The sequence below is a fragment of the Aromatoleum toluolicum genome (assembly GCF_012911005.2).
Classification (GTDB): Bacteria; Pseudomonadota; Gammaproteobacteria; order Burkholderiales; family Rhodocyclaceae; genus Aromatoleum; species Aromatoleum toluolicum.
In genome coordinates, this window is the sequence record NZ_WTVS01000053.1 from 23790 (window position 1) to 41069 (window position 17280).

Genomic DNA, 17280 nt, shown 5'->3' on the forward strand with positions numbered 1-17280 from the left:
CTATTGCAGGCGCCGTGCCAGAATTTCAGAAGAGCGATGAATATCGTGCAACGTACTGAAAAATAACGATTTAAATCGAAATTCCGGAGGCGGTGCGGGCGCATGATCGTGGCCGGGCGGTGCGAACTGGTGGGCAGCGGCGAACACCTCGCCGTGCCGCTGTCTGCCGACGGGCAACACCCGTGGCCGACGACGCCGCGGGCACGCGCTTGCGGCCCCGGCGCGGCACCATCGGCATTCGCCCGCGCGTGGTCTATCGTGGTTAATAGATCATCTGGCTGGATCACCTGAACAGGCGGGGGCCCCATGAGCCGGACCGTGAACGTATTCGTCAGCTACAGCCACGACGACGGCGCATGGTGCGACGTCGTCGTGAAGCATCTGCAGGGCCTGCACGACCCGATCGAGGTGGAGGTGTGGATCGACCGCAAGGGCATCCGCGCCGGCGACAAGTGGCTGCCGGAGATCGAGACCGCGCTCGCGCAGGCCGACCTCGCGCTGCTGCTGATCAGCCCGTCTTTCCTGAGCTCCGGTTTCATCCGCAAGACCGAACTGCCCAAGTTGCTTGAGCGCAGCAAGGAAGGATTGCGCGTAATTCCGGTGCAGATCCTCCCGAGTGCGTGGGAAGTGATCGGCTGGCTCAGGGAAACCGAGCTGCGGCCCAAGGAAAGGGACGAGAAGACGCGCAAGATCAAGGCGCTGGCGGAGTTCGGCAGCGAGAAATCGGTCGCGGTGAGCCGCAGGCTCAGTGACCTGATGGTCGAAATCGCGGGAATCCTCCGAGACGACGCGAGCGACGCGAAAGCGGTCGCCGGGAACGGTCGCAAGCAGGCAAACGATGACGCACATGCGCGCGCGGCCGCGTCGCTGCTCGTGGCGACGCTGCTGCAGGAGACTGCTGTCGAGGAGCGCGAGCCCTTCGCGCGGCGGAGCGTCGAACGTCTGGCCGCGTACTGCAAGCTGTCGGGCGAGGCGCTTCTCTGCGCGGTGCGCCTCTTCGTCGAGTATCAGCTGCTGCGTGCCGATGCGCCCACGTCGATACTGGAGCTGCAGGCGACGCTGGATGGCCTCGAAGACGATGAGACCGCACAGCGTCTCGCCAGCGAGCTGAAGCGCGGCGCGCACGACGGCGACTTCAGCGGCAGCGTGATCGAGATGAAGTCGCTGTTCTTCATGCTTGCACGAGAGCGTGAGGCGCTGTGGGAGAGCTACTTCGATGCGGTTGCCCGGACCGTGCGCGACACCCCTGCGCGCGATGCCATCGCGACGCTCGCGCGCATCCGGGTGAACCTCGGCTTCATCGCGCCGCAGTTCCTCGTCGCCGGGCTGCTGTCGCGCTTCGAGGACGACTGGCGCCCGGTCCTCAACGCCTACCGGCATTCGATTCCCAAGGCGGGCGGGCGCTCGGGGGCGTTCGAGAGCCTGCAGGCCTCGCAGTGGAACTGCTGGCTGGTATGGGGGCCCAGCATCCCGATCTGCCGCTGTGCGCAGTGGCAGGGGCGTTTTGCGTACCAGTACGGGTACGGCGACGAAAACAACTCGCTGCCGTTGATCGAGCTCGACGTCGCCGACAACGACGAACCGCGCACCCTCGGCCCCCTGGTGGCGGATCTCGCCGCCGAGGGACGCGGCGCGAAGCTGGTGCAACTCACCGGGCGGCTGCGCTGGGGGCCGGATTTCCAGCGCGAAGGAAGCGACCAGGGTAAGCGCGCGCCGGACGACGAAGCGACGCTGGACCTGATCGACGAGCTGGAACGCGACGATTCCGGCGAGGAGCCTCCGCCGCGCAAGTATCCGATGGCCGCCGCGCAGGCGAGCCTATGGTGCGGCGACGGTCCGCAGCACGCGCATCATTCCGACGGTCTCGTGCTGCAGCTGGAGTCTGTCGACCACGCCGTCGAGGAGACGCGTGTGTACTTCTCCGCCTACCTGTGGATGATGTTTCTCGTCGCGCTCGCCCGGCCCGACCGGTCCTCCCCGGACATCGGCCCGCGCCTGCTGCGCCGCAAGCCCTATCCGTCATGGCCGGAGAGCCCGGTCGAGCGCGTGCGTGTCGGCGACGCCCGCCTGTGGGAGAACCTGCTGCCGGTCTTTGTGCACGCCAACGTGGCCGACCCGGCGGCGCTGCATTTCCAGCGGCGCGCGGTGGTCGAGAACAGCGTTCAGTTGCTGCGTCAGGTGTGGGAGCGACGGGCCGAGTTCTTCGACGCCGACGACGTCGCCAGCGGCATCCGCTTCCACCTCGTGTGCAGTTCGGACTACTCCGGCTGTGATTGTGCGATCCGCTACCCGTCGGCCGATCCCTTGCCCGAGTTGCTGCGCCAGCGACTCGAGGCAGAGAGCGATCGCGACTTTGCCGCGGCCGTGGTCGTGCCGGGGAGTGCCGACAACCCCGCGCAGCGGCCCTGGGGGCTCGCCGGCTATTTCTCGTCCTGTCACCTGCCGGAGCTGGTCGCCGACTACTTCGGCTACGTCGACCAGCTGCAGCGGCAGAAATCCAAGCGCTGACATGGGCGAAAATGGAGGGCCGCGCGTCGCCGCAGGCTCCCGGGCGCCCAGCGTGCGCTTCCGCAAGATCGACGCCTCGTCGGCCGGGCTGGCGGCGCTGGAGCGCTTCTACCGCGAGCGCTACGTCGCGGAGTTTCCCGACCCCGACGAGCGCGAGTCGCTCGACAACATGCGGCGCTATCTCGCGCTGAAGGCGCAGGGTTGGTACGGCGACAACAACTACCACATCGTCGTCGCCGAATGCGACGGTGAAGCGGTCGGGGGCGTCGTGTTCGACTATCTCGCCCGGCCGCGTGCGGGCGTGATCGAGTTCCTGTTCGTCGCGTCGAACCGGCGCGAGTCGGGCATCGGCCGCGCACTCCTGGACGAGGCGGTCCGCCTGCTGCGCCGGGACGCCCGTCGGCACGGCGCGCGCCTGGCCGCCGTGGTCGCCGAGATGAACGATCCGTTCCTCCGCCCCGCGACGCCCGACAATATGGACCCCTTCCGGCGCGCGGCGATCTGGGGCCGCTGGGGCTTCGGCGTGCTCGAATTCCCCTACGTCCAACCGGCGCTGTCGGCGGGACAGCAGCCGGTCGACTGCCTGCTGCTGATCATGCGGCCGTTCGGGCGCGTGCCGCGGTCGGGCTTCCGCTCGCAATGGGTCGAACTCGTCGTCGCGGAGTATCTGCGCTGGGCGATGCGCATCGAGGACCCCGCTGCGGACCGCGATTTCCTCGCGATGTCCCACGCGCTCGCGTCGCGTCCGCGCGTCGCGCTGGTTCCGCTCGATCGCTACGCAGGCGAGGACCCGACCGACGGATTGGTGGTCGAAGTCGTGTCGGCGCCGGATCGGCGCCCGGACGGCATCGCGACGGCGGCCGCGATCGCCCGCGCGGCGATTCCCGTCCCCGGCCGCGTCGCCGCGCAGCAGGATTTTGCCGCGGCCTTCGCGCTCGGCGACAGCGGCGCGGCGCACTACCACCTGTGGCTGTTGCGCACCGCACCGGACGCCCCGGCCGAGGGCATGGCGAGTTTCTTCACGCTGCCGACGGCCGGATTCGGCGGCTATCTCGTCCTTGCAGGAGGCCTGCGCGGGCGCGGCCTGCTGCGCCGGGTAGTCGCACGCATCGAGGCGCGCATGAGGCAGGACGGGACGTCCGCGGAAGGCTGGTTCATCGAATGCGGAGCGGAAGCGGTGGCGGTGTTCCGGCACATCGGTTTCGTCGCCGTGCCGTGCGACTACCGCCCGCCGACGGTGGGCGAGGCGTCGCCGGGCGGCGCGCCGGAACGTCTGCACCTGCTGTTCAAACCCTTCGGCATGCGGCGCGAGCCGGACCGCCTCGAGCGCGACTTCGTGTGCCGCGCGCTGCGGGAAATCCTCGTCTCCGTTTATGCGATCGGCAATCCTGCGGCCTCTTCCTGCTATCGGCGGGTGCTGCGGACGCTGGCCGACAGCGGTCGTGAGAGGGGCCGAGGATGCATGTAGGTGCTTGAAAACCATGCTTTTGTCAGGGCTATTACCCGACAAAAGCGGTTGGATATCGGGCGTCGATTTGCTATAGATACGTCATGGATGGGGATTCATCTCCGCAACACGGAGCGATCTCCCCGAATCCGCGTCGCGTTCGCGAACCGGGGAGTGCACATGGCGATGGACGTTTGCGGTCTGCTGCTGGACGAGGCGCCCGATGCATTCGTGGTGCAATCGCCGCAGGGGAGCGTCCTGCACTGGAGCAGGAGCGCCGAAGCCATCTTCGGTTACCTGGCGGACGAAGTCGTCGGGCGGGATCTGCTCGATCTCGTCGTGCCCTCCGACCGGGCCGAAGAGGAGCGCGGCATGCGTCGCGAGGCGCTGGAGAACGGCCTTGCCGCGATCGAATCGCTGCGGCGCTGCAAGGGCGGTTCGCTGGTCTACGTCTCGATCAGTGCGAAGACCGTGCGCGACGGCGAGGGGCGGCCGCAGTACCTGATCGTCGGGATGCAGGACGTCACGCAGCTCAAGGTGCTGCGCGACGCGAAGCTCGTCGAGGCGCGCTACGGCAAGCTGCTGGAGTCGATGCCCGACGGGATCGTGCTGATCAACGCGTCGGGGCGCATCGTGTTCGCGAACAGCCAGGCCGAGGCCATGTTCGCCTACGAGGCGGGACGCCTGCGCGGCCAGCCGGTGGAAGTCCTGCTGCCCGAGCGCCTGCGCGGCGGGCACGTCGCGCATCGTTCGGCCTACTTCGGGCAGCTGCGCACGCGGACGATGGGCATGGGGCTGGAGCTGTACGGCCTGCGACAGGACGGCAGCGAGTTTCCGGTCGAGATCGGACTCAGTCCGCTGGAGACGGGGGAGGGCACGCTGGTGACCAGTGCGATCCGCGACATTACCGAACGCAAGCGCATCGAGCAGGCGCTGCACGAAAAGAACGTCGAACTGGCGAAGGCAAACGCCGCGAAGGACCGCTTCCTCGCGAGCATGAGCCACGAGCTGCGCACGCCGCTCAACGCGATCATCGGCTTCACCGGCACGCTGCTGATGAAGTTGCCGGGGCCCCTGAACGAGGTGCAGGAAAGGCAGCTGCGTCGCGTCCAGTCCGGCGGCCAGCATCTGCTCGAACTCATCAACGATCTGCTGGACATCGCGAAGATCGAGGCCGGCAAGGTCGAGCTGGTGGTCGAACCCCTGGATTGCCGGGCGGTCGTGGAGGACGTGGCGGCGACGCTGCGCCCCGGGGCGGAAGGGAAGGGGCTGGCCTTCGCCATCGAGGTCGTCGACGAGCCCTTGCGGCTGGCGACCGACCGGCGCGCCTTCAGTCAGATCCTCATCAACCTGGTGCAGAACGCGATCAAGTTCACCGAGCGCGGAGGCGTCACGATCCGGCTCGCGCGGCGCATGGAGGGCGAGCGTGCGCTGGTCGAGGTCAGCGTCCGCGACACCGGCATGGGCATCGGCGAGGAGGACCTGCAGCGCCTGTTCGCCCCGTTCTCGCGCATCACGCCGCGCAGCGGCAAGTTTGCCGAGGGAACCGGCCTCGGCCTGCACCTGAGCCAGAAGCTCGCGGGGCAGATGGGCGGGCGAATCACCGTCGAGAGCGTGCCGGGCGTCGGCAGCACCTTCGCGCTCGTGTTGCCGGAGGGATGACCGTGGCGGCGCGCATCCTCCTCGTCGAGGACAACCCGGCGAACCTCGAACTCGTCAGCTACCTGCTCGAAGCGGCCGGGCACATCGTGCTGATCGCCGAGGACGGCCGGCAGGGGCTGGAACTCGCCCGCAAGGAGCCGCCCCCCGACCTCATCGTCAGCGACCTGCGCATGCCCGTGATGGACGGCTTCGAGATGCTTCGACACATCCGTTTGGACGTCGCCCTGAACGATGTCCCCGTGATCGCGGTCACAGCGTTCTCGATGTCGGGCGACCAGACTCGGGTAATGCTCGCGGGCTTCGACGGCTACATCTCCAAGCCCATCGTTCCCGAGACCTTCGTCGGCGAGGTCGAAGCCTACCTTAAGGCCGGACGGCGCAAGGCCGATCCGCCCGCCGACCCGTGAGGATGCGTGCCGATGGCGAAGATTCTTGTCATAGACGACCATGCTGCCAATCGCGAACTCATCGTCGCGCTGGCCGGCTACGAGGGGCACGAGGCGCTGGAGGCGGGCGACGGCGCCGAAGGGCTCGCCATCGTGCGGGCGCAGCGTCCGCAGCTGGTCATCTGCGACATCCTCATGCCCAACGTGGACGGTTACGAGTTCGTGCGCAGGCTGCGCGCCGATCCCGAGATCGCCCACACGCGCGTGGTCTTCTACACCGCCAACTATCAGGAACGCGAAGTGCGCAACCTCGCCGGCATCCTCGGCGTGTCGCGCATCCTCGTGAAGCCATGCGACCCGGATCAGATCGTCCGGACGATCGCCGATGTGCTGGCGGAGGGCGCGAGGGAAAACCTGCCCGCGAGCGACGCCGAATTCGAACGCGAGCACTTGCGCGTGCTCACCGACAAGCTCGCCGCGAAGGCCGAGGAGCTCGAACGCCGCGCCGCGGATCTCGCGGGCGAGGTCGAGACCCGCAAGCTCGTCGAGGTGCAGCTGCGGCGAGTGCTGCGCGCGCGCAAGGTGATGGCCGAGTGCAACCGCACGCTGGTGCGCGCCACCGACGAGCGGCGGCTGCTCGCGGACATGTGCCGCTTCCTCGTCGAGCTTGGGAACTACGGCATCGCGTGGGTGAGCCTGGCGTGGCACGACGCCGACTGCACCGTGGAGACGGTCGCCGCCGCGGGCGAGGGGGCCAGCCTGCTGAAATCCTTCCGCTTTTCGTGGGGCGACAACGCCTGTGGCAACGGCCCGGTGGGCGAGGCGGTGCGCACGCGCGAACCGCAGATCGTGCACGACATCGCGTCGGACCCGCGCCTGGGGCGCTGGCGCGAGGCGGCAATCGGACGCGGCTTCCAGGCGGCCGCGGTGCTGCCCCTCGTGTTCGAGCGCGAGATCTTCGGCGTGCTGTGCATCGTCACGCGCGAAAAGGAAGCCTTCGACGCGGACGAACTCGAACTGCTCGGCGAACTGGCGGACGACATCGCCTACGGCATCCACACGCTGCGCGCCCGCGTCGTGCAGCAGCGCACCGAGGAGACGTTGCGCCTGCGCAACCGCGCCATCGACGAGAGCATCAACGCCATCGTGATCAGCGCGGCCGACCGCGACGCCGACAATCCGGTGCTGTACGTGAACCCCGCCTTCACGCTGATGACCGGCTATGCACCGGAGGAGGTCATCGGCCGCAACTCGCGTCTGCTGATCGGCAGCGACTGGGACCAGCCCGACATCGAACGCCTGCGCGAGGCCGTGCGCCGCGGGCGCGACGCGCGCGTGGTGCTGCGCTGCTATCGCAAGGACGGTTCGCTGTTCTGGAACGAAGTCTCGCTCGCGTCGATGCACGACCCGAGCGGGCGCGTGTCGCACTTTATCTCGATTTTCAACGACCTCACCGACCGCAAGCGCTACGAGGCGGAACTCGAACAGCAGGCCAACCACGACGCACTGACCGGGCTCGCCAACCGCAACCTGCTCAACGACCGCCTGCAGCAGGCGATGATCCGCGCCCAGCGCAACGCCGGCGCGGTGGCCGTGATGCTGCTCGACCTCGACCGTTTCAAGCTCATCAACGACAGCCTCGGCCATGTCGTCGGCGACGAACTGATCTGCGAAGTGGGGCGGCGCCTCGCAGCCTGCGTGCGCCAGGGCGACACCGTGGCACGCCTCGGCGGCGACGAGTTCATGATCGTCATGTCCGAGTTGTGGGCCGAAAGCGACGCCGCGTCGCTCGCCGCCAAGGTGCTGCAGGCCGTGTCGGCGCCGATGAAGCTGTCGGGCCACGAGATCGTCGTCACCGGCAGCCTGGGCGTCGCGCTCTATCCGCGCGACGGCGAATCGGCGCCCCTGCTGGTGAAGAATGCCGATGTGGCGATGTATCGCGCGAAGGAGCAGGGCCGCAACGACTTCCGCTTCTACGCGCCCGAGATGAACGCGCGCATGCTCGAACGCCTTGAGCTCGAGAACGGCCTGCGCCGCGCGCTGGAGCAGGACGAGCTGGAACTGCACTATCAGCCCAAGGTCGATCTCGCCAACGGGCGCGTGGTCGGCGCCGAGGCGCTGATCCGCTGGCGCCATCCGGTGCTGGGTATGGTGTCGCCCGCCGATTTCATCCCGCTGGCGGAGGAAACGGGGCTCATCGTGCCGATCGGCGAATGGGTCATCAACACCGCGTGTCGCCAGCTGAAGGCCTGGCGCGAGGAAGGGCTCACGGGCGTCAGCGTCGCGGTCAATGTCTCGGCGCGGCAGTTCCAGCAGGAGGATCTCGTCGGCGTGCTGGGCGAGGCCTTGCGCGCGTCCGAGGTGCCCGCGCGGAGCCTGCACCTCGAAGTCACCGAGAGCGGCGTGATGAGCAACCCGGAGCGGACCATCGTGATCCTGCGCACGCTCAAGGAAATCGGTGTCCTGGTCTCGCTCGACGACTTCGGCACCGGCTATTCCAGCCTGAACTACCTCAAGCGCTTCCTCATCGACAGCGTCAAGATCGACCAGTCCTTCGTCGCCGACCTCACTACTTCGTCCGAGGATGCCGCGATCGCGCGCATGGTCATCTCGCTCGCCCACAGCCTCAACCAGACCGTCGTCGCCGAAGGCGTCGAGACCGTGGCGCAGCTCGACTTCCTGCGCCGCCACCACTGCGACGAAATGCAGGGCTTCCTGTGCAGCCGTGCGGTTCCCGCCGCGGAGTTCGCCGGGATGATCCGCGACGGGGGCTGCGTGCTGCCGTCGATGGCGGGGGCACTGCACTAGCTTTCACCGTTTGCTCCCCGCATTGGCACTAGAATGCGGCTGCTACGGTCCGCACAACCGGCCTCGTGCCGCCCCCCATGTCCGAAACTTCCCTGCGCGTCCTGTCGGTGATCCCGCCGATGACGCAACTCAACACCCCGTACCCCTCGACGGCCTACCTCACCGGCTTCCTGCGTTCGCGCAGCGTCGATGCGGTGCAGGAGGACCTCGCCCTCGCGCTCGTGCTGCGCCTCTTGTCGCGCGATGGCCTCACCGCCATCCGCGATCGCATCGAGGCGACGCCCGAGCGCGAGCGCAGCCCGCGGGTGAGGGCCTTCCTCGCGCAGTTCGAGCGCTATCGCATCACGATAGGCCCGGCCATCGCCTTCCTGCAGGGCCGCGACCCGACCCTCGCGAACCGCATCTGCGGGCGAAACTTCCTGCCCGAGGGCTCGCGCTTCGAATCGCTGGACGTCTACATCGACCCCGAAGGCGGCGACCCGCTCGCGTGGGCCTTCGGCGCGCTGGGGCTGGAAGACCGCGCCCGCCACCTCGCGACGCTGTACCTCAACGACGTCGCCGACGTGCTGCGCGAAGCGGTCGATCCGCGCTTCGAGTTCGTCCGCTACGCCGAATCGCTGGCGCAGAGCCAGGCGAGCTTCGAGCCGCTGGCGCTGGCGCTCGCCGAGCCGCTCAACCTCGTCGACGAGACGCTGCGCGGACTCGCGCTCGATGCGATCGCCCGCCATGCACCGCAGGTCGTGCTGCTGTCGGTGCCCTTTCCCGGCGCAGTGTATGGCGCCTTCCGCATCGCACAGGCGATCAAGGCGCGCGACCCGAAGATCGTCACGGTGCTGGGCGGCGGCTTCGTCAATACCGAGCTGCGCGAACTGACGGAGCCGCGCGTCTTCGACTATTTCGATTACGTGACGCTCGACGACGGCGAGCGCCCGATCCTCGCGCTGCTCGACCACCTGCAGGGCGGCCGCGGGCGTTCGCGGCTTGTGCGCACCTTCTTCCGCGACGCCGACTCGGGCGAAGTGCGCTACGTGAACCTCGGCGAGGCCGACATCGCCTTCGCCGAAGTCGGCACCCCGACCTGGGATGGCCTGCCGCTCGACCGCTACCTGTCGGTGCTCGACATGCTCAACCCGATGCACCGCCTGTGGTCCGACGGACGCTGGAACAAGCTCACCGTCGCGCACGGCTGCTACTGGAAGAAGTGCAGCTTCTGCGACGTCAGCCTCGACTACATCTCGCGCTACGACGGCGCGAGCGCGAAGACGCTGGTCGACCGCATCGAGGCGATCATCGCCGAGACGGGGCAGACGGGCTTCCACTTCGTCGACGAGGCCGCACCGCCCAAGGCCCTGAAGGCGCTCGCGCAGGAACTTATCGAGCGCGGCGTCGCGATCTCGTGGTGGGGCAACATCCGCTTCGAAAAATCCTTCACCCCGGACCTGTGCCGCCTGCTCGCCGAGAGCGGCTGCATCGCCGTGTCGGGCGGGCTGGAGGTCGCCTCGGACCGCCTGCTGCAGCTCATGAAGAAGGGCGTCTCGGTGGACCAGGTCGCGCGCGTCACCAACGCCTTCACCGAAGCCGGCATCCTCGTGCACGCCTACCTGATGTATGGTTTCCCGACCCAGACCGTGCAGGACACCGTCGACGCCCTCGAATACGTGCGCCAGCTGTTCGAGTCCGGCTGCATCCAGTCCGGCTTCTTCCACCGCTTCGCGTGCACGGTGCATTCGCCGGTCGGCCAGAACCCGGACGAATACGGGGTGAAGCTCGTCCCGCTGCCGCCCGTGACCTTCGCGAAGAACGACGTGCGCTTCATCGACCCGACCGGCGTCGATCACGACCAACTGGGCGTGGCGCTGAACAAGGCGCTCTACAACTACATGCACGGCATCGGGCTGGAACAGGACGTGCGCAGCTGGTTCTCCGACCGCGTTCCGCGCCCCCGCGTACCGCGCAACTTCATCGAGCGGGCCTTGCGCTAACCTCATCCGCGGCGACCCGATGGGCCGGGTACCTGCATCGCGCTGCGAACCTTCGCGGCGCAATGGGCTCAAACACAGATTCGGAATCGTTGACCGTGCCGAAAGCGGGTAGTCCCGCTACCCGAACGGAGGTATCGGAGAGGTCTTTGATTTCGATAATAATTCCGCAACGTGATGGTTCTACCATCGACAGGCAAGTCGGCATCAGACCGCAGCCGGACGAGTTTCAATGGAGGAGACAGCAATGAGCATGACACCGAACGAACGACTCTCCACACCCAATCTGGAGAACGAGTTCATCCCACCCATCGGGCAAACCGAGGCGAACGACGTCGCGTGGGATCAGCGCCTGAATGCCGAAGTGGCGTGGCAGCTCGCACGCGCGACCGTCGATGACGGACTCGCGCAGTGGACGGACAGCGCCGGTGAGGGCGCGCCGCGGCGCCTGCCGACGATGCGCACGATCGCGCGCATGAACACCGCCCTCGTGGCGCTGCGCGAACGGCTCTACCAGATCCAGACCGAGGCCGCGAACATCGCGATCTCCGAGCTGGCATTGCGGCAGGAGGCCGATCCCGCCGCGTCGTCCGAAGATGCATTCTCGCCGCTGCACGCCCAGAACGCGCGCCGGACCGAGGCGCTCGCCGCGTCCTGCTACGAACTGCTGGCCGCGGCACAGGGCAACCTCGCGGCGGTGGCGGGCAAGGTGCCGGTCGAGTATTCCGCTGATTCTCGCACCTCTGGCCGTGTCGGGCTGGAGGACTCGTTGTACGCCGAGCGCCGTCAGCGCGAAGCGGCCATCGACTTCCCGGATCGCCGCGTCGCCGCGTGAGTTTTCGCGGGTGATGCAGCTCTGCGTCATCCGCACTCCCGGCGCGCACGATCATCTGTCGCGCCGGGAGTTTCTTCTGCAGCATTGGTCCTGCGTCGTCAGGCGGGGACCGATTCCCTGATCAGCAAGCGTAGGGCGGGAGAAGCACAGCGCATCCCGCCAGAAGGCCCGGCAGTCGCCCTGCACATCAGGCCGGCACGGACTCCCTGATCAGGTGATCGAAGGCCGCCAGCGAGGCTTTCGCGCCGTCGCCCATCGCGATGACGATCTGCTTGAAGGGCACCGTGGTGCAGTCGCCGGCCGCGAACAGGCCCGGGACCGAAGTCTGGCCGCGCGCATCGACGACGATCTCGCCGAATTTCGTGCGCTCGACCGTGTCCTTCACGAAGTCGGTGTTCGGCAGCAGGCCGATCTGCACGAAGATGCCTTCGAGCGCCAGGCGCTGCGATTCGCCCGACACGCGATCCTTGTAGACCAGGCCGTTCACCTTCGCGTCGCCGGTGACCTCGGTCGTCTGCGCGTTGGTGATCACCGTGACGTTGGGCAGACTCGCGAGCTTCCGCTGCAGCACCGCGTCGGCACGCAGCGTGTCGGCGAATTCGAGCAGCGTGACGTGCGCGACAATGCCGGCGAGGTCGATCGCCGCCTCGACGCCCGAGTTGCCGCCGCCGATTACCGCGACGCGCTTGCCCTTGAACAGCGGGCCGTCGCAGTGCGGGCAGTAGGCCACGCCCTTGCCGCGGAATTCCTTCTCGCCCGGCACGTTCATCTCGCGCCAGCGCGCCCCGGTCGCCAGTATCACCGACCGCGCCTGCAGTGACGCGCCGTTCTCGAGCCTGACCTCGAAGCCGTGCTGCTGCGGGATCACCGCCGCCGCGCGCTGCAGGTTCATGATGTCGACCTCGTATTCCTTGACGTGCTCCTCGAGCGCCATCGCGAGCTTCGGGCCTTCGGTGGCCGTCACCGAGATGAAGTTCTCGATCGCGAGGGTGTCCATCACCTGGCCGCCGAAGCGTTCGGCGATGACGCCGGTGCGGATGCCCTTGCGCGCGGCGTAGATCGCGGCGGCCGCGCCGGCCGGTCCGCCGCCGACGACGAGCACGTCGAACTCGCTCTTCGCTGCGATTTTTTCTGCGGCACGCGCCTGGGCGCCGGTGTCGATCTTCGCGACGATCTCGGCGAGCTCCATGCGGCCCTGGCCGAAGTGCTTGCCGTTGAGGAACACGGTCGGCACGGCCATGACCTGGCGCGCGTCGACCTCGTCCTGGAACAGCGCGCCGTCGATCATCGTGTGGCGGATGTTGGGGTTGAGCACCGCCATCAGGTTGAGCGCCTGCACGACGTCCGGGCAGTTGTGGCAGGACAGCGAGATGAAGGTCTCGAACTCGTAGCTGCCGTCGATCGCGCGGATCTGCTCGATCACGTCCTGCTCGACCTTGGGCGGGTGGCCGCCCACCTGCAGCAGCGCGAGGATCAGCGACGTGAATTCATGGCCCATCGGCAGGCCGGCGAAGCGCACGCCGGTGTCCTCGCCCTGGCGGTTGATCGCGAAGGAGGGCTTGCGCTCGGCATCGTCGCGGCGTTCAACGATGGTGATCAGGTTCGACTGTTCGGCGATGTCGCCGAGCAGGGCCTGCATCTCGCGCGACTTGTCGCCGTCGTCCAGTGAGGCGACGATCTCGATCGGCTGGGTGACCCGTTCGAGGTAGGTCTTCAACTGGTTCTTGATGTTCGCGTCGAGCATGGCGGGATCGTCCGTGAAATGCGGGGGAATTCTGGGGCGGGCGCTTGTGGCGTCCTGGAATTGATGCGGATTTCGTAGGGCGGGAGGAGCCGAAGGCGTATCCCGCCGTGCGGCCGATGGGTGGACTTCGGTGCCTGGATTGGCGGGATGCGCTGCGCTCCTCCCGCCCTACGATTAACTTGCCGACTCAGATCTTGCCGACGAGGTCCAGCGAGGGGGCCAGCGTCGCGTCGCCTTCCTTCCACTTGGCCGGGCACACTTCGCCCGGGTGGTTGGCGACGTACTGCGCGGCCTTGACCTTGCGCAGCAACTCCGAGGCGTCGCGGCCGATGCCGCCGGCGGTGATCTCGACGATCTGGATCTTGCCCTGCGGGTCGATCACGAAGGTGCCGCGGTCGGCCAGGCCTTCCGATTCGATCATCACGTCGAAGTTGCGCGCGATCGTGCCGGTGGGGTCGCCGACCATCGGGTAGCGGATCTTGCCGATCGTTTCCGAGCTGTCGTGCCACGCCTTGTGGGTGAAGTGGGTGTCGGTCGACACGGCGTAGATCTCGACGCCCAGCCTCTGGAACTCGGTGTAGTTGTCGGCGAGGTCGCCGAGCTCGGTCGGGCACACAAAGGTGAAGTCGGCCGGGTAGAAGAACACCACCGACCACTGGCCCTTGAGCGATTCGTCGCTGACCGGAACGAATTTTCCGTTGTGGAAAGCGGTGGCCTTGAAGGGCTTGATTTGCTGGTTGATCTGGGACATGTCGCACTCCTGTGTCGTAGTGGGTAAGAGGACCGGGCGGTTTGTCTCGCTCGATGGGTGTCACTCTAACGACCGGTGTTCGATAGTTCCAATTGAATGAAAAAATTAACTCGATAGGTGGTAACGATTGCTCGCTTCAATCCCGCTGCGCGGCGATCTCGCTCACGGTCGCGTCGATGAGCCGGCGCGCGATGCTGACGCGGTGCGGCAGGCGCGGCAGGCGGTCGATTGCGAACCAGTCCGCGGCCTCGATCTCGTCGGCCTGCAGCGCGAGCTCGCCGCCGGCGTAATCGGCGACGAAGGCGATCATCAGGGAATGCGGGAAAGGCCAGGGCTGGCTGCCGAAATAGCGCACGTTGGCGATCTCGATGCCGACCTCCTCGCGCACCTCGCGCGCCAGCGTCTGCTCCAGCGATTCGCCCGGCTCCACGAATCCGGCAAGCGCGCTGAACATGCCTTCGGGAAAGTGCGGCGAGCGCGCGAGCAGCAGTTCGTCGCCGCGCCGCACCAGCGCCATCACCGCCGGGGCGAGGCGCGGGTAGTGCGCAAGGCCGCAGTCGGGGCACACGCGCGAATGCTCGTTCGCATGCGGCGCGGTGGCCGTGCCGCAGCGGCCGCAGTAGCGGTGCGTGAGGTCCCACTGCACGATCTGGATCGCCCGGCCCGCGACGCCGAACGTCATGTCGTCGAGCCGGCCGAACAGGGCGCGCAGGTCGCGCCATTCCATGCCGTCGGGGGCCTGTGCCTCGGGTCCGACGGCCGCGGCGTAGCAGTGCCGGTTTGCGAGGCGCCCGACGTAGTGCTGCGGGCCCGACGGATCCAGTCCGCCCGGCTCGCTGCGTGCGGGCACCCGGGTTTCGCCTTCGCTTGCGAACACGAGCAAGGCGTTGTTGCGGAAGACGAAGCTCAGGTCGTCGTCGTCGAGCGGGGCGGGCGAGCGATGTCCGGGTGTGAACATGTGGGTGTGCAGTGGGTTCGGGTATGTTGCAGTGATGATGCGCGGGGTGCCGCAGGTGCGCAACACCACCGCCCGAAATTGACATTGCTCATGGGGAATATGGCCCGCCTGGGCTATGTTCGCTGCTTCGGCGGCGAAAGGGAGCGTTTTGACATGAGCAGCGGCGCATGGAGTTGTCCGCATGACCTCGATGGCGTGTGCCAGCGCGTACAGGGTGCGGTGTGCGAACCCGGCATGCGCGGCTGCGTGCTCGAAGGCAAGGTGCGTTTCGCCCGCGAGGAGATGAACCTGCCGCGCAAGCCGGTCAAGGCCGTGGCGGCACCGGCGGAAAAGAAGCCGGCCCAGCCTCCGAAGCGTCGCCTGCCGTTCTGAGCCACCCCATATGGCAAGGCGCATAATGCCGGGCGGAAGTTTTTCCTGTCGGCATACGTCCGTTTCGCGATCTAATAGGAATCATTCCGGCTGCTGCGACGTCGCGGGGGCCAGTCGTTTCGGGGAAGCTCGTTGATGGGAGAACAGGACAGCATGCTCGATGCGAAGGCAGGCGTACTCAGGGTCGTCCTGGCGTATGCAGTCTTCGCTTCGCTGTGGATCCTGCTTTCCGACGAAGCGGTGGGTTTCCTCTTCCGCGACCCCGATCTCATCGTGAGGGTCAGCCAGGGCAAGGGCTGGTTCTTCGTCGCAATCACGGCTGTGTTGCTGTACGGCCTGTTGATTCGCCTGGTCGGCAGGCTGGATCAGAGTCTGCGGCGCGAGCTCGCATCGGAGACGGAACGCCGACACGCCGAGGAACTGGTGCATAACCTGTCCTTCTACGATTCGCTCACCAGCCTGCCGAATCGCCGTTTGCTGTTCGACCGCCTCGGTCAATCGCTGCTGGCCGGTCGTCGCACCGACACCCGCGGCGCGGTGCTGTTCATCGACCTGGACGGATTCCGGGCACTCAACGATACGCGCGGCCACGAAGTCGGCGACCGCCTGCTGGTCGAGATCGCGCGCCGCATTGCTGCCAGCGTGCACCGCGAGGACACCGTCGCGCGCGTCGGCAGCGACGAGTTCGTCGTTGTCGCCAACGGCCTGAGCCCGGAAAAGGATGCCGCTGCGGTCGCAGCGCGCGAGATCGCCGAGCGCATTCAGGCCGTGGTGAGGCAGCCGTTCGATATCGACGGACACGAGATCCAGAGCTCGGTCAGCATCGGCATCAGCATGTTCTCGGGCACCGAGGGCACCGTCGATGAACTGCTCAAGCAGGCCGACGCGTCGATGTTCGAGGCGCGCAGCCACGGGCGCGACGGCATTCATTTCTTCGACGCCACGATGCAGGCGGCGTTGGAGGAGCGGGTGCGGCTGGAAGGCTGGCTGCGCAAGGCGCTGCCCGACCAGTTGCGGCTCTACTACCAGATGCAGGTGGATAGTGCCGGTGTGATCCAGGGCGCCGAGGTGCTGATCCGCTGGCAGCACCCCGAGCGCGGCATGATCCCGCCCTTCGAGTTCATCCCGTTGGCGGAGGAGACCGGAATGATCCTGCCGATCGGCCGCTGGGTGCTGGAGACCGCGTGCCGCCAGCTGAAGGCCTGGGAGGCCGATCCGGCGACGCGCCACCTGAAGCTTTCGGTGAACGTCAGCGCACGCCAGTTCCAGCAGGGCGAGTTCGAGCATGAGGTGCTCGATGTGGTGACGGCGACCGGGGCAGACCCCGCGAACCTCAAGCTGGAGCTCACCGAGAGCATGGTCGTCGAGAACATCGACCAGGTCGTGCAAAAGATGGCCACCCTGAAGGCGACGGGCATCCAGTTCTCGCTCGACGACTTCGGCACCGGCTTTTCGTCGCTGTCCTGCCTGCGGCGGCTGCCGCTCGACCAGCTCAAGATCGACCAGTCCTTCGTGCGCGACGTCACCGAGAACGCCAACGACGCCGCCATCGTCCGCACCATCATCGCGCTCGGCCAGAGCCTGGGGCTGGAGGTGATCGCCGAAGGCGTCGAGACCGCCGAACAGCGCAACTTCCTCGCGGTGCACGGCTGCAGCAACTTCCAGGGCTATTTTTTCAGCCGCCCGGTGCCGCTGGACGACTTCGAGCAGCAGTTCTCCGCGGCACGCCGCCTCCCGTAAGTCCGGGCGGCGATGTTCCTCCCCCTTCAAGGGGGAGGTTAGGAGGGGGATGGGTTCCTGCGGCGCCTGCTTAACCCATCCCCACCCCAA

Annotated in this window: 12 protein-coding genes; 9 read left to right on the forward strand and 3 right to left on the reverse strand. The window is 67.3% G+C overall.

What is annotated here, in order from left to right; all coding sequences use genetic code 11:
- Positions 1–306 precede the first annotated feature (306 nt).
- The 7 genes from GPA27_RS20635 to GPA27_RS20665 all read left to right on the forward strand — a co-directional run bounded on the left by GPA27_RS20635 (position 307) and on the right by GPA27_RS20665 (position 11625).
- A complete protein-coding gene (locus tag GPA27_RS20635) occupies positions 307–2508 on the forward strand; it encodes a toll/interleukin-1 receptor domain-containing protein (protein WP_169142366.1) in 2202 nt (733 codons plus the stop codon).
- 1 nt (position 2509) lies between these two features.
- Entirely contained in the window at positions 2510–3976 is a 1467-nt protein-coding gene (locus GPA27_RS20640) for a GNAT family N-acetyltransferase (RefSeq protein WP_169142367.1), read from the forward strand.
- Positions 3977–4135: 159 nt separating this feature from the next.
- A complete protein-coding gene (locus GPA27_RS20645; RefSeq protein ID WP_169142368.1) occupies positions 4136–5617 on the forward strand; it encodes a PAS domain S-box protein in 1482 nt (493 codons plus the stop codon).
- A complete protein-coding gene (locus GPA27_RS20650) occupies positions 5614–6024 on the forward strand; it encodes a response regulator (RefSeq protein ID WP_211165142.1) in 411 nt (136 codons plus the stop codon). The genes GPA27_RS20645 and GPA27_RS20650 overlap by 4 nt, the downstream gene beginning before the upstream one ends.
- Before the next feature lie 12 nt (positions 6025–6036).
- Positions 6037–8811, forward strand: a complete 2775-nt coding sequence (locus GPA27_RS20655; protein WP_169142370.1) for a two-component system response regulator — start codon at positions 6037–6039, stop codon at positions 8809–8811.
- Positions 8812–8888: 77 nt separating this feature from the next.
- Positions 8889–10793 carry a B12-binding domain-containing radical SAM protein gene (locus GPA27_RS20660; RefSeq protein WP_169142371.1) on the forward strand — a complete coding sequence of 635 codons (1905 nt, stop codon included), beginning with the start codon at positions 8889–8891 and terminating at the stop codon, positions 10791–10793.
- Positions 10794–11037: 244 nt separating this feature from the next.
- Complete coding sequence (locus GPA27_RS20665) at positions 11038–11625, forward strand: hypothetical protein (RefSeq protein WP_169142372.1); 588 nt, start codon at positions 11038–11040, stop codon at positions 11623–11625.
- 187 nt (positions 11626–11812) lie between these two features.
- Here GPA27_RS20665 and ahpF read toward each other — a convergent pair whose 3' ends face one another.
- The 3 genes from ahpF to nudC all read right to left on the reverse strand — a co-directional run bounded on the left by ahpF (position 11813) and on the right by nudC (position 15078).
- Positions 11813–13369, reverse strand: a complete 1557-nt coding sequence (gene ahpF / locus GPA27_RS20670) for an alkyl hydroperoxide reductase subunit F (RefSeq protein ID WP_169142373.1) — start codon at positions 13367–13369, stop codon at positions 11813–11815.
- Between the two features lie 187 nt (positions 13370–13556).
- Positions 13557–14120, reverse strand: coding sequence for an alkyl hydroperoxide reductase subunit C (ahpC, locus tag GPA27_RS20675; RefSeq protein WP_169142374.1), 564 nt, complete (start codon positions 14118–14120; stop codon positions 13557–13559).
- Between the two features lie 136 nt (positions 14121–14256).
- The gene (gene nudC / locus GPA27_RS20680) at positions 14257–15078 is read right to left on the reverse strand and encodes an NAD(+) diphosphatase (RefSeq protein ID WP_169142375.1); all 822 of its coding nucleotides are present in this window, start codon (positions 15076–15078) and stop codon (positions 14257–14259) included.
- A gap of 153 nt (positions 15079–15231) precedes the next feature.
- On the opposite strand from nudC, the gene GPA27_RS20685 reads away from it, so the two are divergent.
- Together GPA27_RS20685 and GPA27_RS20690 are read left to right on the forward strand one after the other, a co-directional pair.
- On the forward strand, positions 15232–15450 hold the full coding sequence (locus GPA27_RS20685) for a hypothetical protein (RefSeq protein ID WP_169142376.1): 219 nt from the start codon (positions 15232–15234) through the stop codon (positions 15448–15450).
- A gap of 135 nt (positions 15451–15585) precedes the next feature.
- Positions 15586–17190, forward strand: coding sequence for a putative bifunctional diguanylate cyclase/phosphodiesterase (locus tag GPA27_RS20690; RefSeq protein WP_169142377.1), 1605 nt, complete (start codon positions 15586–15588; stop codon positions 17188–17190).
- Positions 17191–17280 lie beyond the last annotated feature (90 nt).